Raw genomic sequence first — 25576 nt, 5'->3', positions numbered from 1 at the left:
TAGAAACTGCCGCAAAACGAACTTACCCCGCAGTGCCCGTCAGCGCGGCCACCAGCGCCTTGACCTTCTTCTGGCGCCACTGTGGGAGCGGGGCGACGAGCCAGTAGGAGCGTCGGCAACGAACCGGCGGCCCGAGCGGGACGACCTTGCCCGCTGCGATCGCGCTTTCCGCCAGCATGAGCGGCACGCGCGCCTTGCCGAGTCCTGCGGCCGCCGCACTGATCGCCGTGCCGCCATCGCCCACCGAAAACTGCGTCTCGCGCGCCTCGCCCTCCGGAGCAGGGTCACCGGGCCAGGCGATCCAAGGCGCGTCTTGACCAGCACCCGGTGCCGCGACGATCTGCATCAACGGCTCGCCCAGCGCGATGCCTTCGAGATCGCCGGGGCCTTCCGCCCAACGCACCGCCAGATTGAGATTGGCCTCGGTAAAGTCGAGATCGCCGTCGCTGCCGACCAGCGCGAACCGCAGGCCCGGATTGGCGAGGCGGAACGCGGCGAGGCGCGGAGAGAGCCATGCAGCAAAGAAATCGCGCGGGCACGCCACGGTATAGACATGGCTCGATTGCCCGGCCTGCATCGCCTGCACGCCTTCCTCGAAGCGCAGGAAGCCCTCGCGGATCGCATCGAGCCCGGAGATCGCTTCGTCCGTCAGCACCAAGCCCTTGGTGGTGCGGCGGAACAGCACCACGCCGAGCAGGTCTTCGAGGGCTCGAATCTGCTGGCCGACCGCCGCGGGAGTGACGGCCAGTTCATCCGCCGCGCGAGTGAACGACAGGTGCCGTGCCGCCGCATCGAGCACACGCAAGCCATTGAGCGGCAGATGGGTCCGCTTCATTCTGCCAGCTCAGTTCGCAGTTGCAGGCGCAGCGAGGGGGAAGAAGGGGATCGCCACGTCGACCAGCGAGCCATCGGCTCGCTCCATCGTGTAGTGGCCTTCCATGCTGCCATGCGGCGTGCCAAGCGGGCAGCCCGACACATAATCATGCGAGGCGCCCGGCGCGAGCAGCGGCTGTTCACCGACCACGCCGTCACCATCGACGAAGTTGATCATCCCCCGCCCGTCGGTGATGCGCCAGTGCCGCGTGAGCAGGCGAATCGATTGGTCTGAGCCGTTTTCGATCCGGATGTGATAGACCCAGAACCATTTGCCGGCATCGATGCGCGACTGTTCGGGCAGGAAATTGACAGCGACCCGCACTGTCACTCCCTCCGTCACGGCAGCATGCTGGAAGAGCTGTTTCATACGGAACAAGCTAACCCAAGTTCGCCCCGGTTCCAACGGGGGATTCATACATTCGTCGTCTTGCCGCAACTTGTGGCATTCTCCACAGGTTGGCCTGCCATGCTCATCCGCGCTCCCGCCATTCTCTGCGCCTCGCGTGCCCACGGCGAGCACGGCGCCGTGGTGCGGCTGCTGACGGCAGACCACGGCCTAGTTGCCGCCTATGTCGCCGGAGCGCGCGGGCGGACGCTCAGGCCGGTGGTGATTCCCGGCAATCTCGTCGCCGCCGAGATCATCGCCCGCACCGTGAGCCAGCTGCCCTCGGCCAAGCTGGAGCTTGTCACCAGCCGCGGCCCCTGGCTGACCGAACCGCTGGCAAGCGCCGGGATCGGTTGGGTCACCACGCTTACTGCGCGTACCCTGCCCGAAGGTCAGCCCTTCCCTGCGATCCACAGCGCCCTGGAAGCCGTGCTCGATGCGATCTGCCATGCCCCGTCGGCGCGCGGCTGGGCGCGAGCTGTCGCGGCCTACGAAGCGCTGCTGCTGCATGAGATCGGCTTCGGCCACGCCCAGCCCCCGCCGCCGGAGGAGCCGTGGGACCGTCTGCTGGCGCGGCTCGATCGGCAAGGGCTGGCGCTTTCGAAGCACCTGCTTGCCGATCCGCGCCGCGATGGTATGGCGGCGCGCGCCATCCTGATCGAGCGATTCAGGCGGATCGATGGCGGCGCGCACTGATATCCCAAGGATGACCTGATGAAGATTGCAGTTCTGCCGGGCGACGGCATCGGCCCCGAAGTCACGCACGAAGCGCTGCGTGTGCTCGATGCACTGGATCTCGGCATCGAACGCGAGGAAGCGCTTGTCGGCGGCGCGGCCTATCATGCCAAAGGCCATCCGCTGCCGCCCGAGACGCTGGCTTTGGCCGAAGCTTCGGACGGCGTGCTGTTCGGCGCGGTCGGCGACCCCACCTGCGATGCGCTGGAGCGCCACTTGCGCCCTGAACAGGCAATCCTCGGCCTGCGCAAGGCCTTGACCTTGTTCGCCAACTTGCGCCCGGCCAAGGTCTTCGCTGGACTTGAAAGCCACTCCGCGCTGCGCCCCGAAGTGGCGGGCGTGATCGACCTCCTGATCGTGCGCGAGCTGAACGGCGACGTCTATTTCGGCGAGAAAGGCTTCCGCACCACGGCCAGCGGCGAGCGGGAAGGTTGGGACATGATGTCCTACAACGAAAGCGAAGTGCGCCGCATCGCGCACGCCGGCTTCCGCGCCGCGCAGGGCCGAGGCAAGCGCCTTTGCTCGGTCGACAAGGCCAACGTGCTTGAGACCTCGCAGCTCTGGCGCGACGTGGTGATCGAAGTCGCCAAGGACTATCCGGACGTCGCGCTTGAACACATGTATGTCGACAATGCCGCGATGCAGCTGGTCAAGAGCCCCGGCCAGTTCGACGTGATGGTTACCGGCAACCTGTTCGGCGACATCCTCTCCGATCTTGCCTCGATGTGCGTCGGCTCGATCGGCATGCTCGCCTCGGCCTCGCTCGGCGAACGGCAGACCGCGCACGGCACCTTCGGCCTCTATGAACCGATCCACGGCTCCGCGCCGGACATCGCCGGCAAGGGTCTCGCCAATCCGATGGCGACAATCCTCTCGCTCGCGATGCTGCTGCGCCACTCGCTCGGCCTGGTCGATGCAGCTGACCGCGTCGAAGCCGCCGTCGCGCGCACGCTGGCGGATGGCATTCTTGGCCGCGATCTCGGCGGAACGGCGGGAACTACGGAAATTGGTGACGCGGTGCTCGCAAGGCTGTAAGCGCGCCCGTCATGCTGCAACTTGCCGTCATTCTGCCCACCTACAACGAACGCAAGAACATCGCGCCGATGGTCGAGCGCCTCGATGCGGCGCTCAAGGGCCTCGCGTGGGAGGCGATCTTCGTCGACGACAACAGCCCGGACGGCACCGCCGAGGAAGCGCGCCGCATTGGGCGCGATGATCCGCGCGTCCGCGTGATCGAGCGCATCGGCCGCCGCGGCCTCGCTTCCGCCGCGATCGAGGGCATGTGCGCCACCGCCGCGCCGGTCGTCGCGGTGATGGACGCCGACCACCAGCACGATCCCGCGCTCCTCCCCGGCATGTACGAAGCGGTGAGCGGCGGGGACTACGACGTCGCCTACGCCTCGCGCTTCGCCGAAGGCGCGAGCACCGAAGCCTGGGGCCGGCCCGACCGCGTCAAGGCATCCGGCCTTGCCAACCGCATCGCGCGCCGCGTCACCGGTGTGCAGCTCTCCGATCCGATGAGCGGCTTCTTCATGCTGCGCGCCGAAACCCTCCGCGCCGATGCGCACCGCCTTTCGGGCGTGGGCTTCAAGATCCTGCTCGACATCCTCGCCACGGTCGACGCGCCGCTGCGCGTCAAGGAATTCCCGATGAACTTCGCCGCCCGCGCCGAAGGCGAGAGCAAGCTCGATCGCACCGTGGTGTTCGAGTTCCTGATCGGCCTTTACGACAAGTGGCTCGGCCGCATCATCCCGACGCGGTTTGCCCTGTTCGGCACGATCGGCGGCCTCGGCGTGATCGTCCACATGGCCGTCCTCGCCTCTGTGCTCGGCGCGTTCGGGCAGAAGGTGCTGTACCACAACTGGTCGGACCAGATCGAATTCATCATCGCGCAGACCTCGGCCGCCGTGGTCGCGATGACGTTCAACTTCATGCTCAACAACGAGCTGACTTATGCCGACAAGCGCCTGCGCGGCTTCATGCCGCTGCTGCGCGGCTGGCTCAAATTTGCTGCCACCTGCTCGGTCGGCCTCCTCGCCAATGTCGGCGCCGCCGCCGCGCTGATGCGCATGGGCTTCCATGCCTATCCCGCCGCGATCATCGGCATTGTCGTCGGCTCGGTTTGGAACTTCGCGCTTTCAAGCAAGTTCGTCTGGGGCAAGTACTGACGAGTTGATCCTCCTGTTTTTGCCGAAGGCACAAACGGGGAGGTGGCAGCCCGCAGGGCTGACGGAGGGGTTCTGCCGCCCTAACGCCAGCTATCGAGCCACGTATAATCCCGATAGGAAAGCTTCCCCGGCAGAGCGCCTGCCGAGAGGATCGGGTAGAACCCGATAAACAGCATCCCCGACAGCACCACGACCAGCGCCCCCGGCCAGCGCCGCCTCTGCTCCCACCACTGCGCCAGTACCAGGGCCAGCGCCGCCATCAGGAACACGCTGGCGAGCGCATAGTGGTAGTAGAACTGCACCGGCTTGCCGTTGATCGCCCAGAAGATCAGGCTGGCGACATAGAGCACCACCACCGCCCCGCGCAGCCGGTCCCCCTTGCGCACGCCCGCCCACAGGCACAGCAGCAGCGCCGGGAGCCCGGCCAGCATCGTGAAGGGATTGCCCAGACACAGCACCCCGCGCTGCGCCCCGTCCCACGGGGAATAGAAGAACCAGATGGGTCGGATGTTGAACACCCACTGCCACCACCGGCTCTGGTAGAGATGCGGCTTCACCACGCTGTCCTGCAGCTTCAGCATGTAGCCCTGCCACGGGATCAGCCCTTGCAGGGTGAGCGGCTGCACCTTGTAGAAGAACGCGGGCGCAAAGGTTGCGAAATAGGCGATCAGCGGCACCATGCCGAGCCAGACCGCCGCTTCCAGCAGCGAGACGCCGGGGATCGGCCCCGCATCGCGCGCGATCAGGAACGCGCGCCGCCGCCCGGCGAGCGCCCACCAGCGGTCCCACGCGAACAGAAGCCCCGGCAGCGCAAGGATCGGCGCGCCATTCCACTTGCCGCCGAGCGAGAGGCCGAGAAACATACCGCAGAGCGCCAGATGCAGGCGGCTTCCCCTGCGCCACGCCAGTGCCGCCTGCCAGAACGCGAGCGCCATCATACTCGCCATCGCCATGTCGAGCATCGCGATCCGGCTCAGCACGAACCAGATGAAATTGGTCGCGAAGAGGAACCCGAACAGCAGCGTGGCAGGCCGCGACAAGCTCGCCCACCACAGCGCGCGCATCGCGGCAAACAGCCCGAGCGTGCCCAGCAGCGCATTGGGCAGGCGCCAGCCGAACGGCCCGTCACCCGCCACCAGCATGCCCAGCGCGATGAACTCCTTGCCCAGCAGCGGATGTTCGGGGTTCAACCGGCTCGAAAGCGCGATCAGGCGCCGCGCAGCCGGTAGGTAGTGCACCTCGTCGAACATGATCTTCGATGGCGTGCCCAGCCGGTGCAGCACCACCACCAGGAACGCCAGCGTGATCACCCAGCACCACACCAAGGGATCGCCGTCCGCGCGGCGCGGTGCAGTAAGCGGCGAAATGATGCGGGAAAGCAGCGTCATGGAAGGCGCGCGCATACCCCGTTCCGGGCCATTAGGGCAATGGCAGTGCTTGCACCGTTGCCCCCACAAAACTAAGGCCTTGGCCCATGAAACGCACCACCGGTCAGGACCGCTCGATCACCGCCAACTGGCGCCCCGCAACGCAGGCCGTGCGCGGCGGCACGTGGCGTTCGGAAATGGGCGAGACCTCGGAAGCCCTCTTCCTCACCTCCGGCTATTCCTACGACGATGCCGCCACCGTTGCCGCGCGCTTTGCCGGTGAAGACGACGGCATGACCTATTCGCGCCTGCAGAACCCGACGGTGCAGATGCTGGAAGAACGCATCGCCCTCCTCGAAGGCGCCGAGGCCTGCCGCGCGCAGGCGAGCGGCATGGCGGCGATGACCACCGCGCTGCTCTGCCAGCTGTCCGCAGGTGATCACATCGTCGCCGCCAAGGCCGCGTTCGGCTCGTGCCGCTGGCTGGTTGACAACCTGCTGCCCCGCTTCGGCATCGAGGGCACGACGATCGACGCGGGCGACAACGCCCAATGGGAAGCCGCGATCCGGCCGAATACCAAGGTGTTCTTCTTCGAAAGCCCGGCGAACCCGACGATGGACCTCGTCGATCTCGAGTTCGTCTGCACCCTGGCGCGCAAACATGGCATCACTACCGTCGTCGACAACGCCTTTGCGACCAGTGCGCTCCAGCGCCCGCTCGATTCCGGCGCGGATGTCGTCGCCTATTCGGCCACCAAGATGATGGACGGGCAAGGCCGCGTGCTGGCGGGGGCGGTCGCGGGCTCGAAGGAATTCATCGACGGCAAGCTGCTCCCCTTCCAGCGCAACACCGGGCCGAACATCGCGCCGTTCAATGCATGGGTCGTGCTCAAGGGCCTCGAAACGCTCGACCTGCGCATCCGCCGCCAGAGCGAGAACGCGCTGAAAGTCGCGCAGTTCATCGAAGGCCGCGTGCCGACGGTGCGCTATCCCTTCCTTCCCAGCCACCCGCAGTTCGCGCTGGCGCAGAAGCAGATGCTCGCCGGCGGCTCGATCATGAGCCTCGACGTTCCCGGAGGACGTGCGCAGGCCCACGCCCTGCTCGATGCGCTGCGCCTCGTCGATATCTCGAACAACATCGGCGATTCGCGTTCGCTGATGTGCCACCCGGCCTCGACCACCCACCACGGCGTCGGCCCCGAAACCCGCGCCGACATGGGCGTGGGCGAGGGCATGTTGCGGCTGAACGTGGGGCTGGAAGATCCCGATGACGTGATCGAGGATCTGGATCAGGCGCTGAAAGCGGCGGGGCTTTAGGACTAAGCTCGAGAAAATCTCCCACCACCCGCTCATGCTGAGCTTGTCGAAGCATTATACGGGACGGTTGTGCCAACACCCTTCGACAAGCTCAGGGTGAGCGGACTGGGGTTAGGGACTTGCGGCAGGACTTTGAGTCAGCCGCCCAGCTTCGCCTCAAGCGCCTCAACCCGCGCCTTCAGCGCATCAGCTTCCTCACGCGCGGCGGTGGCCATGTCCTTCACCACCTCGAATTCCTCGCGGCTGACGAAATCCATGCCGCCGAAGGTCTCGCGCAGCTTCTCGCGCGCGGTCTCGCCCGCTTCGCGGCCCATGCCGGCCAGCGTGCCCGCAGCGCTGTTGAGCAGCTTGACGAAATCGGCGATCATCGGGTTTTCGGACTGCATGGCTCTGGCCTTCGCTTGCGTATTCACTGCGCCGCAGATGGCGCTTCAAGGCCGCCGACGCAAGGCGTGATCCGGGGCAAATCGCTATCCGCGGTTATCAGATCTGCACGCGAACCGCTGCACCAGAACCAGCCGCGCCGTCCGCCGCCGGATTCATCGCAAGGAACTGGTAATTGAGCACCGAGGCAAAGCAGATCCACGCAAGGTAGGGCAGCAGCAGCGCCCCCGCCGTCGGCCGCACGCGCCAGAAAAGCAGGATCATCGCCAGCGTCAGCACGATCATCACCCCGATGATCGCCAGCGCGGCGGTCATCTGGTGCATCGCGAAGAACACCGGACTCCACGCGAGGTTGAGCACCAGCTGCAGCGCGAAGACCGCCACCGCGATGCCGCGTCCCGACGCGCCGCGTGCCGAGGCAACCATCGCCAGCGCCACGCCGATCAGCACATAAAGCACCGACCACACGATCCCGAAGGTCGCCGGCGGCGGATAGAGCGACGGCTTGTCGAGCGCGACAAACCAGGGATTCTGCGGCCCTGCGTCCGCGACGATGCTGGAAAGGAACCCGAGCCCGAGAACTGCCGGCACCGTGAACAACGACCAGCGCAGCAGGCTGGCGCGCAACTGGGCAGGAGAAGCGAGGTAACGCATGTGCTCGAAATGTCCCCCGGAGCGCTCCGGTAAAAAGCGATTCGTTGCCAATCTGGATGGCGATATTGGCCGGGTGGGGCCAACTAGGCAATCTCCGCAGGGTGCGCCTGCACCATCGCGGGACACGTGATGCTCTAGGCGCCGGAATGCAGCGCCGAAATCAGGAATTCCACGTTGCCTTCAGGTCCGGTGATCGGGCTCGTGGCGATGCCTTGAACCTGCCAGCCCTCGCCCTCCAACCAGTCCTGCACTTCGCGGCAGACGCGTTCGTGCAACGCAGGATCGCGCACTACGCCACCCTTGCCCACTTCGCCGCGCCCCACCTCGAACTGCGGCTTGATCAGCGCCACCAGCCGCGTCGGTCGCGCCGCCAGCGCGAGCGGCACTTCGAGCACCTTGCGCAGAGAAATGAAGCTGGCATCGCACACCACCCACGTCGCGGGCCGGTCGATCTGCGCCGGAGTCAGGATCCGCGCGCTGGTCTGCTCCAGCACCGTCACGCGCGGGTCCTGCCGCAGCTTCCACGCCAGCTGGTTGGTGCCCGAATCGACCGCGAACACATGGCTTGCGCCGTTGGTCAGCAGCACGTCGGTAAATCCCCCGGTCGAACTGCCGATATCCATTGCAGTCACCCCCGCCGGATCGAGCGAAAAGTGTTCCAGCGCATGCGCCAGCTTGATCCCTCCGCGCGAGACCCACGGATGATCCCGCCCGCGCACCTCGATCGGCGCATCGGGCGCGAGCGCGTGACCCGCCTTGGTCAGCTTGGTCTCGCCCGAATAGACGTGTCCCGCCAGAATCAGCGCCTGCGCCCGCGCGCGGCTCTCCGCGAGACCGCGCTCGACGAGGAGCTGGTCGATCCTGAGCTTCGATCTGCCGGATGTGGTGGTGGAGCGGCTTGAGGTCACCGCCGCTCTCTTCCATACCCGGGGCATGAAGATCAACCTTGCGGCCCTGCTGATTGCCCCGGTCCTCGCCCTCGGTGCCTGCACCGTCGTGCCGCCGCAGCCCTCTCCGGCAGCGCAGGGGAGCACGTCCGCACCCCAGCCCAAGCCCCTGCCAGTGCCCACTGCGACACCACGCCCCGCACCGCCGCCGCCGCAACCTGCACCGCGCGCCGATGCCAGTTGGCGCGACTTGCCGCAGACCCCGGGCGCATGGACTTACGCGGCCGAACCCGCCGGCAGCGTCGTCCGCTTCGGTGAGCCCGGCGCCGGCTCGCAAGTGCTGATCCGCTGCGACCGCAAGCGCCCGGCGATCATCCTGCAGCGCGCCGGTTTCGGCACGGGCGCCGTCCCCGCCACGATCACCACCAGCAGCACCCAGCGCCGCCTGACCGCCACGCCGGCAGCTGCCAGTGGCGCGCAAAATGCCGCCATCCCGTTCGAAATCGCCTTCGCCGTGCGCGATCCGCTGCTCGATGCGATCGCCTTCAGCCGAGGCCGGTTCATGCTGGAAATGGGCGGCGCGCAGACGCTTGTCCTGCCGGTCTGGTCCGAACTGGGGCGGGTGATCGAGGATTGCCGCGCGGTTGGCTGAGTTATCCACCAATCCGGGCGCGAAGCCTCAATTCTGACGGCAAAAAAAATCAATGCAAGACTTGTTCTTGGCCCCCGGATGAATCACATTCGATCCAAGGCCGGAACAGGGCTGCAATCCTCCGGTCGAGCCGCATCGATTTTGACAAGGTCGGGAGGCGGCACTTGGCTCAACAGCGCGAAAGGAGGTGATCCGATGTCTCATGGTTCAGCAGAGGGGTCGGCATTGCGCATCGCGGAGCATTATCGCTAGTTTGTTCAAGCGATAAAGGCACCGTGGGCGGCACTTCCGGCCGCTGACCATGCGAAGGGCCGCTTCCGATCGCCGGAAGCGGCCCTTCACATTTGTTCCAAATCGCTTGCCATTTGCGCAACAATAGTTCACGGCGCGTCGCACGAGCCAACAATCCCGAAGGACCGCCCGATGGCGACGCCCGCTACCGCCGCACCGCTTGCTTTCTCGCACCAGCCCCATCCAGCGCCCCGCGCGGTCGACGTGCGCGCGGAAATCCTTGCCAATCCGGGCTTCGGCACTGCTTTCTCCGATCACATGGTCCAGGTGACCTATGACGAGGGCAAGGGCTGGCACAGTGCAGAAGTCGTGCCTTATGGCCCGATCCCGCTCGATCCCGCCGCAGCCGTGCTCCACTACGCGCAGGAAATCTTCGAGGGCCTGAAGGCCTACCGTCTCGCTGATGGCGGCATCGCCCTGTTCCGCCCGGAAGCCAACGCCGCGCGCTTCAACGCCTCGGCCGAGCGCCTCGCCATGCCGACGCTGCCGGAAGGCCTGTTCGTTTCGGCCGTCGAGGAACTGGTCAAGGCCGACAAGGACTGGTTCCCCACCGTCGAGGGCGGCTCGCTCTACCTGCGCCCCTTCATGTTCGCGAGCGAGGCCTTCCTCGGCGTGCGCCCCTCGAAGCAGTACAAGTTCCTCGTGATCGCCAGCCCCGCAGGCAACTACTTCAAGTCCGGCGCCCCCGCCGTCTCGCTCTGGGTCAGCGACTACAGCCGCGCCGCGCCCGGCGGCACCGGCGCCGCCAAGTGCGGCGGCAACTATGCCGCCAGCCTCGTCCCCACCGCCGAAGCCTTTGCGCGCGGGCACGATCAGGTCCTGTTCCTCGACGCCGTCGAGCGCCAGTGGATCGAGGAACTGGGCGGCATGAACCTGTTCTTCGTGATGGCCGATGGCTCGCTGATCACGCCCCCGCTCGGCGGCACGATCCTCCCCGGCATCACCCGCGAAAGCCTGATCAAGCTGGCGCGCGAGGAAGGCCTTACCGTGCGCGAGGAGCGCTATTCGCTGGCGCAGTGGCAGGCCGACGCGACTTCGGGCGCGCTCACCGAAACCTTCGCCTGCGGTACTGCGGCCGTGGTCACGCCGGTCGGCAAGGTGACGAGCGCTACCCAAAGCTTCGTGATCGGCAGCGGCGGCCCCGGGCAAATCACCCAGAAGCTGCGCGCCCGCCTCGTCGCCATTCAGCGCGGCGAAGCGGCGGACCCGCACGGCTGGGTCCACCGGATCGGCTGAAGGCCCTGTTGCCAAGGCCTTTGCGCCATGGCATCGCGCTCCCATTAACCGCCCGGTTAGGGCGTTTGGGAGAGCTATGCGATGAGCATTTCGTTCAAGGACAAGGTCGCGATCGTCACCGGCGCGGGCGGCGGTATCGGGCGTGAGTATGCGCTCGAACTCGGCCGCCGGGGCGCCAAGGTCGTCGTCAACGATCTCGGCGGCGCGCGCGATGGCACCGGCCATTCGGACGCCGCGCTCAAGGTCGTCGAGGAAATCCAGGCGGCCGGCGGCGAAGCGATGTCGAACGGCGGCTCGGTCAGCGAATACGAGCAGATGGTCGAGATGGTCGCCAAGGCCAAGGAGAAGTGGGGCGGCGTCCACGTCCTCATCAACAATGCCGGCATCCTGCGCGACAAGAGCTTCACCAAGATGGACCCGGCGGACTTCGAGATGGTGGTCAAGGTCCACCTGATCGGTTCAGCCTTCGCCACCAAGGCCTGCTGGGACACGATGCGCGAGCAGAACTACGGCCGCATCCTGATGACCGCCTCGTCCACCGGCCTGTTCGGCAACTTCGGCCAGGCCAACTACGGCGCCGCCAAGCTCGGCCTCGCGGGCCTTACCAAGACGCTCTATCTCGAAGGCGCCAAGAACAACATCAAGGTCAACACGATCGCCCCGGTTGCCGCCACGCGCATGACCGAGGACATCTTCCCCGAGGAAGCCTTCAAGCTGTTCGGGCCTGAGAACGTCGTCCCCGCCGCGCTGTTCCTCGTCTCGGACGATGCCCCCACCAACGCCATCGTCGGCGCGGGTGCGGGTGCTTACCACTCGGCGTGGGTCACGATGAACAAGCCCGTCCTGCTCCCGCCCGATGCGCGCTCGGTCGAAGACTTCGCCGCGCACTGGGACCAGATTTCCGACCGCACCGGCGATTTCGTCCCCCAGTCGGGCGCGCAGCAGAGCCAGGCGATCCTTGTCGAGCTTCAGGCCGCGATGAAGCGCTAAGCCGGATCTTTCTCCTCCCCCTCAAGGGGTAGGCCGGGTGGGGGCTTGCGGCGCCTGCAGGATAGGCTGACCCCCACCCCCTCCCCGCCGGGGAGGGGAGCCCATCGGCTCAAGGACACACGCCGCGCGTTGCGCCTGCCAGTTGCATGGTCTTGAGCCGGGTCTGCACTTCAGCGTTACTCAGGACCCGCGCCTGCCCGGTGCGGGCATCGATCAGGAGGGGGGCAGCGCAATCACCGCGCAAGGATGCGCGCCCCTTCTCGGGCACCATCAGCACCATTTCGGCATCCGCATCGCGGTAGACCACGCGGAGGAGCGGAGTGCCCTGATCGGGCTTTTGGGGCGCGGACGGCGCAGCATTGCATGCAGCCAGCGTCAGCACGCCAGCCAACGAGAGCGAGCGCCTCAATCCTCGACGATCTTGAGCAGCTTGCGCTCCAGCACCGAGAGCACGCCAGCCAGCTCGTGTCCGCGCTTGAGCACTTGGCCCGCTTCGCCGAACAACGTCCACATGCCTTGCTTGGTGCGCAGCGCGGGTCGCTTCTCGATCCGCGCGGTAGGCCGCTCGGCCGTGCGGCGGAATGCGGCAAAGCTGGCGGCATCCTTGCCGAAGTTCATCGCATAGTCGCGCCACTCGCCGGCAGCGACCATGCGGCCATAGAGATCGAGGATGCGCTGCAGTTCCGCCCGGTCGAAACCGACCTGCGGCTCACCGCGCACATTGGGAAAGCTCAGAACCGTGGGGCCGCTCGCCCCGTCACCGGCGCCGATCACGCTCAGCTGCGGCTCCTGCGGCGCGGCCCGCCGCTCACCGGCGTGGGCGCTTCCTCATCGCTCTGTGCCGCCAGCAGGGCCGCAACTTGCGCTTTCAGCAAGGCCACTTCCGATTCCAGCTCGTCCACCCGCGTGCCGCCCGAAGGCTCGCAAGGTTCCTTGCAGGGCGTGCCGTAGGGGATGAAGTCCTTGAGCCAGGTCTCGACCGGCACCAGCGTAGAGCGCGCCTTGAGCCCGACCATCGTCGCGCCTTCGGGCACGTCCTCGGTCACCACCGCATTGGCGCCGACGCGGGCACGCGGACCGACAGTGATCGGCCCGAGGATCTGCGCGCCCGAACCGATGATCGCATTGTCGCTCAGCGTGGGGTGGCGCTTGCCGGGAACGCCATTGGCAGGGTTGGTGCCGCCCAGCGTCACGCACTGGTAGATCGTGACGTTGTCGCCGATCTCGGCCGTCTCGCCGATCACGGTGAAGCCGTGGTCAATGAACAGGTGCTTCCCGATCTTCGCGCCCGGATGGATGTCGATCCCGGTCAGGAAACGGGCCAGATGGTTGACGAAGCGGGCGAGGAAATAGAACTCGCGCACGAACAGCCAATGCGCCACGCGGTGCAGGCCGACGGCGTGAAGCCCCGGATACAGCAGGATTTCCCAGCGCGAGCGCGGTGCAGGATCGCGCGCGCGGATCGAGTCCAGATAGGCGATGAGGCTGTCGAACATGACCGCGCTTTTCCTCTTTTTGCCGCTTCAAAGCAAGCGCGGCTGCCTCTGCGCCTCGGGAACCCCATGGATCCGTTCGGCCAGCGCATCGCGCGCGAGAGATATGGTGACGGCGGCCTTCCGCTCAAGGGACAAGCGATCAATTGTTTCGACAAGCGCCTCGGCGGCGGCATGGCTGCGTTCCAGCCGGGGCAGAATATAGCTGACGACAGCGTCCCCCAGCGCGAGGCCGCGCCGCGCCGCATGGTTTTCCACCAAGGCGCGCAGCAGTTCGTCGTCGGGCGCCGCGATCTCGATCATCAGCGCCGCGCCGAGCCGCGAGGCAAGGTCCGGCAGCGCCACCTGCCACTGGCCGGGTGCCTTGTTCGAAACGATCAGGAGCGGCCGTCCATCCGCCTGCGCGCGGTTCCAGCGGTGGAACACGGCGTCTTCCGGCAGGCTGTCGGCATCGTCGAGCACATCGCCGAGCCCGCTTGCGCCAAACCAGCGCGCCAGCAGGCTCTTGCCCGAACGCGGCGGCCCGGCGAGCACGGCGGCGCGGAACGGCCATTCGGAGGCACCCGCCAGCAGCGCCAGCACCGGCTCGAGGCTCGGACCGGTCAGCACCGTATCGGCGCTGCTGGCCGTTACGAGAGGCAGGGCAATCTGGCTCATGGCTTACTTGCGGATAGAGAGCGCGCCGGCCCCTTGGGTCACGCGCCAGCCCTGCGCGCGCAGCGCGGCGGCGAGCGCGTCGATATCGCCGGCGAACGTCACGCGCATCACCGAAGTGCCCCCGATGGCAAGGCTGGACGTAGCGGCCTCCTTCACCCCGTCGACCCGGCGGACGGCAGCCACGCCTGCATCGACCGACGCCGCGTCCGGCGTGGCAAACTGCACGGTGATCGCGGTGGTCGGCACGGCGGCCGTTGTCGCCGCCGCATCGGGTCCTGCCGCCGTCGTTGCGCTCGGTGCCGGGCCAAGTTTGGCAACGATGCTCTCGACCAGGGCAGGATCGAGATCGGGCCGCATCGAGAGCGAAGGATCGGGCGACAGTTGGCCCGCCGCCAGCGCACCCGCATAGAGCCCGTCGAGCCGGGTGATCGCCTCCGCCAGCATCTGGGGCAGCTTGTCCTCGCTCGGCGCGGTCAGCTCAAAGCTGCCGATGAACGTGTTGTCCGGCCCGCGCCGCGCGGTGAAGATGCCGTGGACCGGCCCGCCCGGCCAGCTGCGCTCGAGCCGCGCGATCGGCATGATCACATCCGCCGCGCCGAACGAATCGAGCACCAGCCGCCACCAGTTGCGGCTGCGGCGGCTGATCTGCCCGGCCGTCAGGAGCAGCGAGTCCGCGCCCGCACCGTTGGGGCGGACATAATCGATCACGCTGGCGCCGGTGCGGAACTCGGCCCAGGCCTTCTGCCACGGCGTGCGCGTCTCGAACACCGAAGTCACCCCGCCCTGGATCAGCACCGGGATCACCAGCAGCGGCGCGGAATGCGCGATCTGGCCTTGCATGCCGAGGTAGCCGCTGGTCCGCGCGCGGTCGAAGATCACGCCGAGCGTCGCGATATAGCGATGCGGCCCGATCTGCTCTTGGCCGACCACGACCGCGGAGACCATGCCGTCGAGCGTCCCCGCATCAAGCGCGGGCGCCGCGCCGCCCCCCAGCCCGTTGGACTTCCACAGCTTCTCCCAGGCGAGGCGCTGCGCTTCCTTCCAGCCGTTGGCGCGGGCTTCCTCGGCAGTCTTGCCGGTGGTGTTGACCTCGATTCCCGAGACTTCGAAATCGCCGTTGCTGGCAATCGGCGCGATGCCGCGGTCGCCCTCGATCTGCGCATAGATTGCCGCACCGCCGCCTGCGAGCGCAAGGCCAAACGCCGCGAACAGGCCCAGCCGCGCCTTGCGCGACAGGTCCGGCAGCGGGATCAGCTTGGGCAAGGTCGGGCGCAGGGCGGCCAAGGGAACTCCAATCGGGGACGCAAGTTTGCGCGGGGGCCATTCGGCTGGCTGCGCTTTTGCCCAAAGGCAAGTGGAAATCCAAGCGGGAAAGCGCTAGCGGGGGCGCCATGGCTTCCAATGACGACACGCAGCAATCCTACTCCTACGCGAAGGCAGGGGTCGATATCGCCGCCGGCAATGCGCTGGTTAAGGCGATCGGCCCCCTCGCGAAAATGACTGCCCGCCCCGGCGCGGACGCCGAACTCGGCGGCTTCGGCGCGTTCTTCGATCTCAAGGCGGCCGGTTACAAGGACCCGCTGCTGGTGGCGGGCAACGACGGCGTCGGCACCAAGGTCAAGCTCGCCATCGACCACGACCGGCACGATGCGATCGGCATCGATCTCGTTGCCATGTGCGTCAACGATCTGATCGTGCAGGGCGCCGAGCCGCTGTTCTTCCTCGACTATTTTGCCACCGGCAAACTCGACACGGGCGTTGCTGAACGCGTTGTTGCCGGCATTGCCGAGGGCTGCCGCATGGCGGGCTGCGCGCTGATCGGTGGCGAGACAGCGGAAATGCCCGGCATGTACGCTGCCGGTGACTACGACCTCGCGGGCTTCTGCGTCGGCGCGGTCGAGCGCGGCGAGCAGCTGACGGGCGACCGCGTGGCCGAAGGCGACGTGCTGATCGGCCTCGCTTCGTCGGGCGTCCATTCCAACGGCTATTCGCTCGTCCGCCGCCTCGCCGCCGACAAGGGCTGGAAGCTCGAGCGCCCCGCGCTGTTCGACAACGAGCGGCTGCTGATCGACTACCTGATCGAGCCGACGCGCATCTATGTGAAGAGCCTGCTGCCGTTCATTCGCGCTGGCCGGATCAACGCCCTCGCGCACATCACCGGCGGCGGCCTGCTGGAGAATGTGCCGCGCGTCCTGCCAAATGGACTGCACGCCCGCATCAACGCGGATGCGTGGGAACAGCCGCGTTTGATGGCGTTCCTGCAGGCGCAGGGTGCGATCGAGCCCGGTGAAATGGCGCGCACCTTCAATTGCGGTGTCGGCATGGTGCTTGCGGTGGCGCCGTCGGAAGTGCCCACTTTGCTGGCCGACCTCACCGCAGCGGGCGAAACGGCCTTCACTGTGGGCGAGATCGTCGCGGGCGAGAAGGGCTGCACCGTCTACGGCAGCGCCGAGGCGTGGTCCGCCCGCGAGGCGTGGGAAGCAGTGCATTATGGGTGACCTTTTCCCTCTCCATTTTTGCGACGCACAAATGGGGAGGTGGCAGCCCGCAGGGCTGACGGAGGGGTTCTTCTTTGCCGCCTTTACCCCTCCGACCCGCCTGCGGCGGGCCACCTCCCCATTTGTCCCCTTCGACAAGCTCAGGGGAAAAATGGAGAGGACGATATGAAAGCCAAAGTCGCCGTCTTCATTTCCGGCAGCGGCACCAACATGGCCGCGCTGCTCTATGCCAGCCGCTTGCCGGACTGCCCCTACGAGATCGTCCTCGTCCTCTCCAACAACCCTGACGCCGGCGGCCTCAAGCTCGCGGCGGCAGAGGGCATTCCCACTTTCGTCCTCCCCCACAAGGGCATGCCCCGCGCGGAGCACGACGCGGCGATGGAAGCGCAGGTCCGCCGCCGCCATGCGCAGTGGATCGCGCTCGCGGGCTATATGCGCATCCTGAGCGCGGAGTTCGTGGCGCGCTGGGAGGGGCGGATGGTCAATATTCACCCCTCGCTGCTGCCGAAGTATACTGGCCTCCACACCCATGAGCGCGCGATTGCCGCCGGGGACAGCCATGCCGGCTGCACCGTCCACCTCGTGACAGCGGACCTCGACGAAGGCCCGATCCTCGGGCAAATCCCCGTGGCGATCCTGCCGGGTGATACGCCCGACACGATTGCGGCGCGGGTTCTGTTTGCCGAACACCAGCTCTACGCGCGATGCCTCGCTGACCTGGTGACCCGCGAGACCGATCCTGCGTGGCTGACCGAGCAGATACGCAGCCGCGCGATGCAGCTGCCCGAGGCCGAGGAAAGCCTCAGCCACGGCATGGCCTGCTTCGGCATCGTCAAGGGCAAGAAATTCGCCTGGGTTAGCAGCAACCACCATCACGACGGCAAGACCGCGTTGCTCGCCAAGATCAGCGGCGTGGACGAGCAGGAACAGCTCATTGAAAGCGATCCTGAGCGCTTCTTCCGTCCCGCCTATTTCGGCGACGGGTGGATAGGTATTCGGCTTGACCTTGGCGACGTCGACTGGGACGACATCGGCGAATGGCTGCGCCGCTCGTGGCTGGCCGTCGCGCCGCGCAAGCTCGCTGCGATGATGGAATTCTAGGGGAAACCCATGCCTGCCCCTGTCCTGAGTCCGATCCAGCGGGTCTATCTCCACTCGGGGCTGCAATCGTTTGTGGAAGCGAGCGGCGGCATCTTCATCGCCGGGTTCCTCGTCAGCCGGGGCTTCACCTATCCCGCCGCGCTGGCGAGCTTCGCGATGATCGTGCTCTCGCGCTTCGTGCTGCGCCCGCTGGTGCTGCCGCTGGCGCTGCGCTGGGGACTGCTCGGCACGCTGCTGACGGGCGTCGCGATCCGCGCGGTGAGTTTCGCGCTGCTCCCGTTCGTCACCGGAGTCGGCGCGCTGCTCGCGCTGTTCCTCGGCGTCAGCGGCGTGGGCGGCGTGCTTTACTGGACCTCGTGGCACGCGGTGATGCCGAGCCTGATGGAAACCGGCAAGGGCGGGCGGCAGGTGAGCATCCAGCAGGCGACCAGCGCGGTTGTCGGCATCATTGCGCATGCGGTCGGCGGCCTGCTGCTGGCGCTGGCAGGCCCTGTCCCCGCCTTCCTGACCATCGCCGCGCTGCAACTGGCGACCGCGCTGCCGCTGATCGGCGCGCCCAATCCCTCGGTCGAGCCTGAAGCCGCGCTCGACCCCGCAGTAAAGGCCCATGCCCGGCGGCTCTATCTCGGCGAGGGGTTCCATTCGGGCTGCAGCGTGATGATCTGGAACCTCGCGCTGTTCGCCTCGCTGGGCGAGCACTTCGATGCTTTCGGCGGCGCGATTGCGGCGGCTGGCGTGGCCGCGGCCGTGGGCAGCCTCGTCGTCGGGCGCCTGATCGATACGGGCCGCCCGCGCCACTCGCTCGCCATTGCCTATGGCGCGGCGGCCTTCGCGCTGATCCTCAAGGGCGCGGCCTTCGCGCACCCGGTGCTGGCGGTCGTCGCCACCGCGCTCGGCGCGCTCGTCGTCCCGATGACGGCGACCGCGATGCTTGCCCCGCTCTATGCGATGGCGCGGCAGAGCCCCTGCGTGCTGCGCTTTTCGATGGCGACCGAAGGCGGCTGGGACCTCGGCTGCGCGTCCGCCTGCCTCGTATCCGCCGCGCTGCTGGCCGCAGGCTTCAGCTTCCGCCTGCCGATCCTGCTCGGCCTCGCCGCGATTGCCGCGATGGCCTCGATGCTCGACCGCTGGTACGGGCGGCAGCCGGTGGCAGCCTAGATCTCGCTGATATCCACCACCGGCCGGTCCTCGCGCGTGCCGCGATAGCGCGCGTCGGGTTCGTTTTCGCCGGGCGAGATCACGACGTAATCGTCATGCACTTCGAGCAGGGTGCCGACGAAGGGCATGCCTTCAAGGCTGCCGGTCACGCGGTAGCTCACCACATCACCCACCTTGAACGTGGCGGGATCGAAATTGAATTCGAACGGGCAAGACCCGTCCCCCATTCCCAGCATAACCTCTCCCGATACGCAAAAGGGCCGCCGGATCGCTCCGGCGGCCCCTGCTATAGCAGCGCTCGGCAGCAGATCAGCCGACGATTTCTTCCGGCTTGAAGAAGAATGCGATCTCGATCGCGGCGTTCTCGTCCGAGTCCGAACCGTGGACCGAGTTGGCTTCGATCGATTCGGCCAGTTCCTTGCGGATCGTGCCCGGCTCGGCATTTGCGGGGTTGGTCGCGCCCATGATGTCGCGGTTGCGCTTCACCGCATCTTCGCCTTCGAGCACCTGCACGACGACCGGGCCCGAGATCATGAACTCGACGAGGTCGTTGAAGAACGGCCGCTCGCGGTGCACGCCGTAGAAGCCCTCGGCCTGCTCGCGGCTCATGTGGATGCGCTTCGAGGCGACGACGCGCAGGCCGGCTTCCTCGAGCATCTTGGTGACCGCGCCGGTCAGGTTGCGGCGCGTGGCATCGGGCTTGATGATCGAAAAGGTGCGGGTAACCGCCATGGGATGTTCCTTGCGAGTTTGGGGGAGGCTTTTGTTGGCCGCGCCCCTAGCGGGGATTTTGCTGCACTGCAAGGTTCGGACGCTCAGGGCCTCTCCAGCCACTTCCCGCCTTCCTGCCGCCAGTACTTGCGTTCGGCCCCCTCGCGTTTGCCGAGCATGCGCCAGGTGCCGCGCGCGTCGTCGATGCGGTCCGGCGGGAAGAGCAGGAAGACGCGCGTCACCCCCTCCATCTCGCGCCACACCCCGTCGGCCAGCACCAGATAGCGCGCGCCATTGGCGGGTAGCGGCTCGTGCGAAAGCAGGATCGGCTGGCGCGCGTCGTGCTCGCCTCCGGCCATTCCATGGGCGAGAAAGCTCTCGGGAATCCGCGCCCACAGCGCTTCGCTGATCCGGCCAAGTTGCTCCGCATCCTCGGAGACCACCAGCAGGCGTTCGCCCGCGCCGAGCGTGCCCTGCGCCAGCCTTGGCAGCACAAGCTCTGCCGGATCGCGCGACAGCTGGTAGAAATCGACCCGCATCAGATCGGCCCTCAGATCGGATCGTCGAGCGAGCGGGCGAGCGGGGTGAAGCTCTGCGGCCCTGCCTCGGTCATCACCCAGCAGTCCTCCAGCCGCATCCCGAACTCGCCGGGAATGTAGAGCCCGGGTTCGTTCGAGAAGCACATGCCGGGGGCAAGCGGGGTCTGGTCGCTGCCGACGAGGTAGGGGCTCTCGTGCCCGTCCATGCCGATGCCGTGCCCGGCGCGGTGCGGCAGACCGGGGAGCGTAAAGCCCGGGCCCCAGCCCTCGCGCTCGTAGAAGCGGCGGACCGCCGCATCGAGCTTGCTGACCGGCACGCCCACTTTGGCGGCACCGAACACCATGTCCTGCCCGCGGCGGATCGTGTCCCACACCTTGCGCTGGCGTGGGGTAGGCTCGCCGAAGACGAAGGCACGCGAGATGTCGGACTGATAGCCTTCGACCACGCAGCCACAGTCCATCAGCACGACCGAGCCTTCATGCACCGTCTGCGGCTGTTGCGAACCGTGCGGGTAGGCGCTCGCTTCATTGAGCAGCACAAGCGCGAAATCGCTTTCCGCGCCCATCCGCACCGTGGCTTTTTCGATCAGCGCACCGATATCGCTCGCTGTCATGCCCGGGCGCACCATGCCGCGCGCCTCGCGCATGGCCGCCAGCGTGATGGCATTGGCCTGCCGCATCAGCGCCTGTTCGGCGGGCGACTTGATCTGGCGGCAGGCATCGACCAGCGCCGCGCCGGAGACGACCTCGAACCGTCCCTCGCGCTTCAGCCCTTCGGTGATGAAGGCCCGCGTCGTCTGCTCGACCGCGACCGCGCCGGTCAGACCTTTCAGCGCGTCGGCGATCAGCGCGAAGGGGCTGGCGTCCTCGTGCCAGGTCCGCACATCGGCGGGAACGGCGAGCGTTTCCTTGACCGACGGTGCCTCGAAGAAGGGCGTCACCACGATGGTCTGGCCCCTGGCCGGGATCACTGCGGCGGTGACGCGTTCGGAGCGCGACCAGCGCACGCCGGTGAAGTAGGTCAGGCTGCTGCCGCTTTCGACGAGGAGCGCCGCAAGGCCGCGCTCCTGCAGCAGGCCTTGCAGTTTGGCGATGCGGGCCATCCGCTCGGCGCGGGTGATCGGCGCTGCGGCATCGGCAAACTGGCTGACGGGCGGCGGCAAGGCACGCAGCGGTGCGGAGAGAGCCGTCAGCGCCGCCATGCCGCCCGCGCCTGCCAGCATTCCGCGCCGGGATAGTCCGCTCATGCGCTTTTCCCCTTCCCCGTCCGGCAGCGGTCGGAACAATACTTCACGTTGTCCCAATCGCGCTCCCACTTCTTGCGCCAGGTGAAGGGGAGGCCGCAAGACGCGCAGACTTTCGTCGGCAGGTCCGCCTTGCGGCGCATCCTTGGCACCGATCAGGCTTCCAGCACGTCGCGCACGTAGCGATCAAGCAGGCGCACGCCGAAGCCGGTCGCGCCCTTGTCGTGCGTCGCGCCGGGCTTGTCGACCCACACCGTGCCCGCGATATCAAGGTGCGCCCAGGCCACGCCCTTGTCGACGAAGCGCTGGATGAACTGCGCCGCGGTGATCGAGCCGCCATAGCGCGGCCCCACGTTCTTCATGTCGGCGATCGGGCTGTCGATCAGCTTGTCATAGGCCGGGCCGATCGGGAAGCGCCACAGCTTGTCGCCGCTGGCCTTGCCCGCCGCATCGAGCTGACCGGCGAGCAGGTCGTCGTTGGAGAACATGCCGGCATGTTCGTGGCCGAGCGAGATGATGATCGCTCCGGTCAGCGTGGCAAGGTCGATGATCGTTGCGGGCGCATATTCCTTCTGCACCCATGTCACCGCGTCGCACAGCACGAGGCGGCCTTCGGCGTCGGTGTTGATGACCTCGACCGTCTGGCCCGACATCGTGGTGACGACATCGCCGGGACGCTGCGCATTGCCATCGGGCATGTTTTCGACAAGACCGCAGACGCCGATCACGTCGGCCTGCGCCTTGCGCTTGGCGAGCGCGAGCATCGTGCCCGCGACCGCCGCCGCGCCGCCCATGTCCCACTTCATGTCTTCCATGCCGGCGGCCGGCTTGATCGAGATGCCGCCGGTGTCGAAGGTCACGCCCTTGCCCACGAACGCGGTCGGCTTCGTGCCCGCCTTGCCCTTCCAGCGCATCGCGATGATCTGGGGCTCGCGCACCGAACCTTGCGCCACGCCGAGCAGCGCGCCCATGCCGAGCGCAGTCATTTCGGCAAGGCCCAGCACCACGATCTCGACCCCGGTACCTTCCAGCCGCGCCTTGCAGCGCTCGACGAAGCTGGCGGGGTAGATCACGTTGGCGGGTTCGGTAACGAGCTCGCGCGTAAACTCGACGCCCTCGGCAATCGCGGCCTCGGTTTCCCAGAGATCGGAAGTGCCTTCCGGCGCGCCGAAGACAACGATCTTCGCCAGCGAGGGCTTCTGCTCGTCGCTCAGCTTGGTGCGGTAGATATCGTGGCGCCAGGCGCGCAGGCGGGCGGCAAGCAGCGCGGCGGTCGCTTCCTCAGCCGTGAAGCCGCTGCCGGCAAAGTCGATCGCCAGTTCGGTCACGCCCGAGGTGAGATACTTCGCGGTGATCCCGCCGCCCGCGCGTTCCAGCGTTGCGGTGCGGCCAGCCGCGCCCGCCTCGCCGATGCCCGCAAACGCAAGGCGCTGCACGCCCTCGTCTGCAGGCACGAAAGCCTCGAACAACTGGCCTGCCTTGCCGGTAAAGCGCGCGGCGGCGGCGGCGCCCTTCACCAGCGCATCGGCATCGGCGGGAAGCCCGTCCTGCACCACGAAGCTGGCGACAACGGCCGGGCGAGCGGCTTCTGCGGCGGCGAATTCGATGATCATTCAAGGCTCCTGCCGGAAAAAGGGCACACCTGCGCGGCTCAGCTTGTCGCAAGGTGAATTGTGGGTTTGCAGTTAAGCGGCGCCGGTGCGATAGGCAAGGCCATGCGCGCCCCCCCGCGGCCCCGACGCCAAGCCTTTTCCCGATGCTTGCGACCCGTCCGCGTCGCCGCGGTTCCCCCGTTTATCGCGGTGTTTGGCGCATGTGTGTTCGGCGCAATGCAAGCCCATGCGCAGACGGTCGATGCCGCCGCCCAGCCCCAAGAGGCAAGCAGCGCAGCGCCCAGTCAGCCCGCCGAAGTCCGCTTCGAATCCGACCGCGTGACCTATGCCAGCGATGCCGAGACGGTCACCGCCACCGGCAATGTCGTGCTGCGCCGCGCCGAGCAGACGGTGCGCGCCGATGTGGTCACGTGGAACCGCAAGACCGGGGTGATCGAGGCAAGCGGCAATATCCGCTTCGTCGATGAAGGCGGCAACGTGCTCTACACCGACAAGGTGGAGCTGACCGACGAGCTCAAGGCGGGGGCGATCGAAGACTTGCTGCTGGTGCTGCGCCAGGGCGGTCGCCTTGCCGCGCGGAGCGGTACGCGGGCGGCCAATGGCGACATGGTGCTGCGCGATGCCGCGTTCTCCGGCTGCGCGGTGGAGGACGAAGACGGCTGCCCCAAGCGGCCGAGCTGGGAAGTCACCGCGGTCAAGGTCACCTACGATGCCAGGGACCAGCGCGTGCGCTACAAGGGCGCGCTGCTGAGGGTGTTCGGCCTGCCGATCCTGCCGCTACCGGGCCTTTCCCATACCTCCGATTTCCGCGCCGAAAGCGGGCTGCTGATCCCCGATTTCCGCTTCAGCGCGGCCAACGGCGCGCAGATCAACGACACCTATTACTGGCGCCTCGCCAACAACAAGGACCTCGCGCTTACCGGCTATATCTTCACCGAGGCGCTGCCGATGATCTCGGCCCGTTACCGCCAGTTGACCGACAAGGGCGCGTTCCAGGCAACCGCCTATCTCACCCGCAGCGCGCGCATCAACGTCGGCGGCGGCAACGTGACCGATGCCAATGCGCAGGAGCAGGTCTTCCGCGGCTATTTCGAAACCAACGGCCGGTTCCAGTTCGGCGAGCACTGGAGCCTGACCGGCTATGGCCGCTACGCCAGCGACCGCACGTTCCTGCGCCGCTATGATATCAGCCGCGACGACCGGCTGCGCTCGACGATCAATCTCGAGCGGATCGACGACAACAGCTATTTCAGCCTTGCCGGCTGGGCGGTGCAGACCTTGCGCACCGGCGACCGGCAGGGCCTTGTGCCGATCGCGCTGCCGGCCGTCGAATATCGCCGCCGGCTTGTGCCGCCGGCCATCGGCGGCACGCTGGAGCTGCAGGTCAACAGCCTCGCGCTGACCCGGCCCGGCGGGCAGGACACCCAGCGCGCCTTCGCCAAGGCCCAGTGGGACCTGCGCACGATCACCGGCCTCGGGCAGGAAGTGACCTTCACCGCCCTGGCGCGCGGCGATGTCTATCATTCCGCACAGAACGATCTCACCACCAACGCGCTCTATCGCGGCATGCGCGGCTGGCAGGGGCGCGGCATCGCCACCGCCGCCATCGACGTCAAGTGGCCGCTGATCGGCTCGGCGTTCGGCGGCACACAAGTGTTCACCCCGCGCGTCCAGCTCGTCGCGATCCCGCATATCCGCAACCTCGCCATACCCAACGAGGATTCGCGCTCGGTCGACCTCGAGGCCTCGAACATTTTCGCGCTCAATCGCTTTCCCGGCTACGACCGCATCGAAGACGGCGTGCGGGTGACCTATGGTGCCGACTGGCAACTGACCCGGCCCGGCTGGCGCGTCTCCACCACGGTCGGGCAGAGCTACCGCCTCTCGACGCAGAACACCCTGCTGCCCGACGGCACCGGTCTCTCCTCGCGCGCATCGGACATTGTCGGCCGCAGCGAGCTGCGCTTCCGCGACATTGTCCAGTTCACCCACCGTTTCCGGCTCGACAAGGACAGCTTCAAGCTGCGCCGCAACGAAATCGACGCGACGATCGGCAATCACCGGACTTATGCCGAGGTCGGCTACCTCCGGCTCAACCGCGATATCCCCGCCACGTTCGAGGACTTGCGCGACCGAGAGGAACTGCGCTTTTCGGGCCGCGTCGCTTTCGCGCGGCGCTGGTCGGTGTTTGGCTCGGCGGTGGCCAACCTCACCAGCCGCATCGACGATCCGACCAAGACCAAGGACGGTTTCCAGCTGCTGCGCCACCGGCTAGGCTTCGCCTATGCCGACGATTGCCTTGATCTCGCGCTGACCTGGCGTCGCGATTACATCACGATCGGCGACGTGACGCGCGGCAACACGATCCAGTTCAATCTCTCGTTCAAGGGCCTCGGCGCGCGCTGATCTGATCCCCTGACGGAGACGGCGACAACGGCCCGCGCAGTTCCAGACAGGCCGAAGTGGCACATGGCGACCGACTTTTCCTTGTGTTTTGCTTCCATCACCGTTGCAATCGGTCTATCGCCCCGTCAGCCTCTGGGCCACTCACCTCGGGTTCAGACGGACTGTGCAAGGGAAGGGCGGCCAAAACCGTATCAAAAAGCATCGCAGATGCCGGA

28 protein-coding genes are annotated in these 25576 nt (G+C 67.1%); 11 read left to right on the top strand and 17 right to left on the bottom strand.

Annotation, left to right across the window (positions count from 1 at the left end; translation table 11 throughout):
• Positions 1–22: 22 nt before the first annotated feature.
• The gene (locus tag IP83_RS02500; protein ID WP_054120632.1) at positions 23–835 is read right to left on the bottom strand and encodes a LysR family transcriptional regulator; all 813 of its coding nucleotides are present in this window, start codon (positions 833–835) and stop codon (positions 23–25) included.
• A gap of 9 nt (positions 836–844) precedes the next feature.
• On the bottom strand, positions 845–1243 hold the full coding sequence (gene apaG, locus IP83_RS02495; protein ID WP_054120631.1) for a Co2+/Mg2+ efflux protein ApaG: 399 nt from the start codon (positions 1241–1243) through the stop codon (positions 845–847).
• A 99-nt stretch (positions 1244–1342) separates the two neighbouring features.
• On the opposite strand from apaG, the gene IP83_RS02490 reads away from it, so the two are divergent.
• From IP83_RS02490 to IP83_RS02480, 3 genes are read left to right on the top strand one after another with little or no spacing between them, the layout of a single operon-like run.
• A complete protein-coding gene (locus IP83_RS02490; RefSeq protein ID WP_054120630.1) occupies positions 1343–1957 on the top strand; it encodes a DNA repair protein RecO in 615 nt (204 codons plus the stop codon).
• A gap of 18 nt (positions 1958–1975) precedes the next feature.
• Positions 1976–3031, top strand: coding sequence for a 3-isopropylmalate dehydrogenase (gene leuB / locus IP83_RS02485; protein WP_054120629.1), 1056 nt, complete (start codon positions 1976–1978; stop codon positions 3029–3031).
• 11 nt (positions 3032–3042) lie between these two features.
• A complete protein-coding gene (locus IP83_RS02480) occupies positions 3043–4164 on the top strand; it encodes a glycosyltransferase family 2 protein (protein ID WP_054120628.1) in 1122 nt (373 codons plus the stop codon).
• Positions 4165–4244: 80 nt separating this feature from the next.
• Here IP83_RS02480 and IP83_RS02475 read toward each other — a convergent pair whose 3' ends face one another.
• Positions 4245–5552 (bottom strand): phospholipid carrier-dependent glycosyltransferase, encoded by a 1308-nt coding sequence (locus IP83_RS02475; protein WP_054120651.1) that lies wholly within the window; start codon positions 5550–5552, stop codon positions 4245–4247.
• Between the two features lie 86 nt (positions 5553–5638).
• On the opposite strand from IP83_RS02475, the gene IP83_RS02470 reads away from it, so the two are divergent.
• Positions 5639–6847, top strand: a complete 1209-nt coding sequence (locus IP83_RS02470; RefSeq protein ID WP_054120627.1) for a PLP-dependent aspartate aminotransferase family protein — start codon at positions 5639–5641, stop codon at positions 6845–6847.
• Between the two features lie 137 nt (positions 6848–6984).
• On the opposite strand, the gene IP83_RS02465 is transcribed toward IP83_RS02470, so the two are convergent.
• The 3 genes from IP83_RS02465 to IP83_RS02455 form a co-directional block, all read right to left on the bottom strand.
• Entirely contained in the window at positions 6985–7233 is a 249-nt protein-coding gene (locus IP83_RS02465) for an accessory factor UbiK family protein (RefSeq protein ID WP_054120626.1), read from the bottom strand.
• 97 nt (positions 7234–7330) lie between these two features.
• Entirely contained in the window at positions 7331–7885 is a 555-nt protein-coding gene (locus IP83_RS02460) for a TspO/MBR family protein (protein WP_054120625.1), read from the bottom strand.
• Positions 7886–8019: 134 nt separating this feature from the next.
• Positions 8020–8793, bottom strand: a complete 774-nt coding sequence (locus tag IP83_RS02455) for a TlyA family RNA methyltransferase (protein ID WP_054120624.1) — start codon at positions 8791–8793, stop codon at positions 8020–8022.
• A 25-nt stretch (positions 8794–8818) separates the two neighbouring features.
• Here IP83_RS02455 and IP83_RS02450 point away from each other — a divergent pair, with 25 nt between their 5' ends.
• The 3 genes from IP83_RS02450 (at position 8819) to IP83_RS02440 (ending at position 11941) form a co-directional block, all read left to right on the top strand.
• Entirely contained in the window at positions 8819–9424 is a 606-nt protein-coding gene (locus IP83_RS02450) for a hypothetical protein (RefSeq protein WP_054120623.1), read from the top strand.
• Positions 9425–9847: 423 nt separating this feature from the next.
• Positions 9848–10951 (top strand): branched-chain amino acid aminotransferase, encoded by a 1104-nt coding sequence (locus IP83_RS02445; protein WP_054120622.1) that lies wholly within the window; start codon positions 9848–9850, stop codon positions 10949–10951.
• A gap of 81 nt (positions 10952–11032) precedes the next feature.
• Positions 11033–11941: an SDR family NAD(P)-dependent oxidoreductase gene (locus IP83_RS02440; protein ID WP_054120621.1), complete on the top strand. Its 909-nt coding sequence runs from the start codon at positions 11033–11035 to the stop codon at positions 11939–11941.
• A gap of 109 nt (positions 11942–12050) precedes the next feature.
• On the opposite strand, the gene IP83_RS02435 is transcribed toward IP83_RS02440, so the two are convergent.
• From IP83_RS02435 to IP83_RS02415, 5 genes are read right to left on the bottom strand one after another with little or no spacing between them, the layout of a single operon-like run.
• Entirely contained in the window at positions 12051–12332 is a 282-nt protein-coding gene (locus tag IP83_RS02435; protein WP_156309543.1) for a hypothetical protein, read from the bottom strand.
• A gap of 14 nt (positions 12333–12346) precedes the next feature.
• On the bottom strand, positions 12347–12712 hold the full coding sequence (locus IP83_RS02430) for a DUF2794 domain-containing protein (protein ID WP_082364433.1): 366 nt from the start codon (positions 12710–12712) through the stop codon (positions 12347–12349).
• A 5-nt stretch (positions 12713–12717) separates the two neighbouring features.
• Positions 12718–13437 (bottom strand): serine O-acetyltransferase EpsC, encoded by a 720-nt coding sequence (gene epsC / locus IP83_RS02425; RefSeq protein ID WP_054120619.1) that lies wholly within the window; start codon positions 13435–13437, stop codon positions 12718–12720.
• A gap of 27 nt (positions 13438–13464) precedes the next feature.
• A complete protein-coding gene (locus IP83_RS02420) occupies positions 13465–14091 on the bottom strand; it encodes a DnaA ATPase domain-containing protein (protein WP_054120618.1) in 627 nt (208 codons plus the stop codon).
• Between the two features lie 3 nt (positions 14092–14094).
• The gene (locus tag IP83_RS02415) at positions 14095–15375 is read right to left on the bottom strand and encodes a heavy-metal-associated domain-containing protein (protein WP_231624872.1); all 1281 of its coding nucleotides are present in this window, start codon (positions 15373–15375) and stop codon (positions 14095–14097) included.
• 107 nt (positions 15376–15482) lie between these two features.
• Between IP83_RS02415 and purM the strand changes: the two genes are divergently transcribed.
• From purM to IP83_RS02400, 3 genes are all read left to right on the top strand, one after another.
• Positions 15483–16589 (top strand): phosphoribosylformylglycinamidine cyclo-ligase, encoded by a 1107-nt coding sequence (gene purM / locus IP83_RS02410; protein WP_054120617.1) that lies wholly within the window; start codon positions 15483–15485, stop codon positions 16587–16589.
• Between the two features lie 165 nt (positions 16590–16754).
• Positions 16755–17690, top strand: a complete 936-nt coding sequence (gene purN, locus IP83_RS02405) for a phosphoribosylglycinamide formyltransferase (protein ID WP_054120616.1) — start codon at positions 16755–16757, stop codon at positions 17688–17690.
• A gap of 9 nt (positions 17691–17699) precedes the next feature.
• Positions 17700–18848 (top strand): hypothetical protein, encoded by a 1149-nt coding sequence (locus tag IP83_RS02400; protein WP_054120615.1) that lies wholly within the window; start codon positions 17700–17702, stop codon positions 18846–18848.
• Here IP83_RS02400 and IP83_RS02395 read toward each other — a convergent pair.
• The 6 genes from IP83_RS02395 to IP83_RS02375 form a co-directional block, all read right to left on the bottom strand.
• Complete coding sequence (locus IP83_RS02395; protein WP_054120614.1) at positions 18845–19084, bottom strand: hypothetical protein; 240 nt, start codon at positions 19082–19084, stop codon at positions 18845–18847. The genes IP83_RS02400 and IP83_RS02395 overlap by 4 nt on opposite strands.
• 73 nt (positions 19085–19157) lie before the next feature.
• Positions 19158–19580, bottom strand: coding sequence for a nucleoside-diphosphate kinase (gene ndk / locus IP83_RS02390; RefSeq protein WP_054120613.1), 423 nt, complete (start codon positions 19578–19580; stop codon positions 19158–19160).
• 83 nt (positions 19581–19663) lie between these two features.
• Positions 19664–20098, bottom strand: coding sequence for a DNA polymerase III subunit chi (locus IP83_RS02385; protein ID WP_054120612.1), 435 nt, complete (start codon positions 20096–20098; stop codon positions 19664–19666).
• Positions 20099–20109: 11 nt separating this feature from the next.
• The gene (locus tag IP83_RS02380; RefSeq protein WP_054120611.1) at positions 20110–21345 is read right to left on the bottom strand and encodes a Xaa-Pro peptidase family protein; all 1236 of its coding nucleotides are present in this window, start codon (positions 21343–21345) and stop codon (positions 20110–20112) included.
• Entirely contained in the window at positions 21342–21485 is a 144-nt protein-coding gene (locus IP83_RS19460; RefSeq protein WP_197274253.1) for a DUF2256 domain-containing protein, read from the bottom strand. Before IP83_RS19460 ends, IP83_RS02380 begins: the two co-directional genes overlap by 4 nt.
• A gap of 12 nt (positions 21486–21497) precedes the next feature.
• The gene (locus IP83_RS02375) at positions 21498–22955 is read right to left on the bottom strand and encodes a leucyl aminopeptidase (RefSeq protein ID WP_054120610.1); all 1458 of its coding nucleotides are present in this window, start codon (positions 22953–22955) and stop codon (positions 21498–21500) included.
• Between the two features lie 102 nt (positions 22956–23057).
• Between IP83_RS02375 and IP83_RS02370 the strand changes: the two genes are divergently transcribed.
• Complete coding sequence (locus IP83_RS02370) at positions 23058–25361, top strand: LPS-assembly protein LptD (RefSeq protein ID WP_054120609.1); 2304 nt, start codon at positions 23058–23060, stop codon at positions 25359–25361.
• The last annotated feature ends 215 nt before the right edge of the window (positions 25362–25576 follow it).

It is taken from the genome of Novosphingobium sp. AAP93, from assembly GCF_001296055.1.
GTDB lineage: Bacteria > Pseudomonadota > Alphaproteobacteria > Sphingomonadales > Sphingomonadaceae > Novosphingobium.
This window is presented reverse-complemented; position numbering and strand designations above follow the sequence as displayed.